The organism is Streptosporangium sp. NPDC001681 (genome assembly GCF_040298085.1).
GTDB lineage: Bacteria > Actinomycetota > Actinomycetes > Streptosporangiales > Streptosporangiaceae > Streptosporangium.
In genome coordinates this window covers 1-1,866 of sequence record NZ_JBEOZN010000308.1, presented here as the reverse complement: position 1 = coordinate 1,866, position 1,866 = coordinate 1, and the positions used below count along the sequence as shown (strand labels likewise).

Annotated in this window: 2 protein-coding genes; both read right to left on the bottom strand. The window is 68.6% G+C overall.

Annotated features, from left to right (window positions below; genetic code table 11):
- Window positions 1-159: 159 nt before the first annotated feature.
- Window positions 160-1,185: a WD40 repeat domain-containing protein gene (locus tag ABT130_RS47520; protein ID WP_350966491.1), complete on the bottom strand. Its 1,026-nt coding sequence runs from the start codon at window positions 1,183-1,185 to the stop codon at window positions 160-162.
- A gap of 18 nt (window positions 1,186-1,203) precedes the next feature.
- On the bottom strand, window positions 1,204-1,542 hold the full coding sequence (locus ABT130_RS47515) for a hypothetical protein (protein ID WP_350966490.1): 339 nt from the start codon (window positions 1,540-1,542) through the stop codon (window positions 1,204-1,206).
- Window positions 1,543-1,866 lie beyond the last annotated feature (324 nt).

Here is a 1,866-nt window from a genome sequence, read left to right as displayed (position 1 = left end):
CGCCCGAAGCCGCAGTGCTTCACGACGCTCCCGCGCCGTGCCGGACAATCCCCCGCTGCTGTCCGAGTACCTCATACCTCCAGGCTGTCACCTGGCCAAACAGTGCAGACAAGCCCCCCGAGCAACCCGTGACGCCCAACTTTCTTCATCAGTACTGGGTCAGCGAGTCGGCCACAACTTCACGCTGTTGTCGGCGCTGCCGGTGGCGAGGGTTTCGCCGTCCGGGCTGAAGGCCACCGAGAAGACACGGTCGGTGTGGCCGGTCAGGGTGGCAACGGTGTTGCGGCCGGCTACGCCCCACAACCGCACCGTGCCATCGAAGCCGCCGGCGGCGAGGGTTTTGCCGTCCGGGCTGAAGGCCACCGAGGTGACGCCGTCGGTGTGGCCGGTGAGGGTGGCAACGGTGTTGCGGCTGGCCACGTCCCACAACTTCACGCTGGTGTCGGCGCTGCCGGTGGCGAGGGTTTTGCCGTCCGGGCTGAAGGCCACCGAGGAGACCCAGTCGGTGTGGCCGGTCAGGATGGCAACGGTGTTGCGGCTGGCCACGTCCCACAACCGCACCGTGTCGTCGAAGCTGCCGGTGGCGAGGGTTTTGCCGTCCGGGCTGAAGGCCACCGAGGAGACCCAGTCGGTGTGGCCGGTCAGGATGGCAAGGCTTTGGCGGCCGGCCACGTCCCACAACCGCACGCTGTTGTCGCGGCTGCCGGTGGCGAGGGTTTTGCCGTCCGGGCTGAAGGCCACCGAGAAGACACGGTTGGTGTGGTCGGTCAGGGTGGCAAGGCTTTGGCGGCCGGCCACGTCCCACAACCGCACCGTGTCGTCGAAGCTGCCGGTGGCGAGGGTTTTGCCGTCCGGGCTGAAGGCCACCGAGGAGACCCAGTCGGTGTGGTCGGTCAGGGTGGCAACGGTGTTGCGGCCGGCCACGTCCCACAACCGCATCGTGCCGTCGATGCTGCCGGTGGCGAGGGTTTTGCCGTCCGGGCTGAAGGCCACCGACTCGATGCCGTCGGCGTGGCCGGTGAGGGTGGCGCTCGGTGCGGGTTTGGTGGCGCTCGGTGTGGGGCTGGAGGTGCGGGTGAGAGCGATCGTGGTTGGTACGCCGATGGCGGCCAGGGCGCCGAGCCCGCCCAGGAGCAGGGTGCGGCGAGATAGTGATCGGCGCTGCCGCGGAGGGGTCGTATTCACACTCGTAGGTGTAGAAGATCATGCTTGGGATTGACTTGCAGGTGCCTGCATCACCTTCTGCTGACCGGCCTGCGGCCCGCTGCATGACACGGCCATCGCCTTGACCGGCCGCCAGTCCAGTGACATTCGGGCGAGCATCTCCAGGGCCAGGCGGCCGTTGGGCGGGGTGGTCTGCACGATCAGGGTGCCGTCGGCTCGCAGGACGCGCCGGGTCTCGATGCCACCGACGGCATCGGCCATCGCGGCGTTGACCAAGATGGCGCAGGCCTTCGCGCACGCACGTGTGAGGGCCTCCCGAAACTCCCGGTACCGGGGTGGTGCGTCGTCGTCTTCGCCGAGCTGGCGCCAGCGATGCACTGTCGTCTCCCCGATCCCGGCACCCCAAACAGCTCCTAGCCGACCGCACCAACTGGCCCTGACGGGATCAGGTACCCCCATCGAGGATGGAGGCCATCCGGTACGTGGCGTGGGAGTCGAGCTTGCGGCGTCCGCGGTCGTAGCGCTAGGTGGTGGCCGGGGAGGCGTGGCCGAGCAGCTTCTGGACGTCGGCCACGCCTCCCCGGCATCGAGAGCGGCGGACTTGCTTGTCACGCCCAGCAGCTGGGCCACCCGTGGCTGTTTGATTCCTCCGGAGAACATGTCCGCCGCCCGAAGCCGCAGTGCTTCACGACGCTCCCGCGC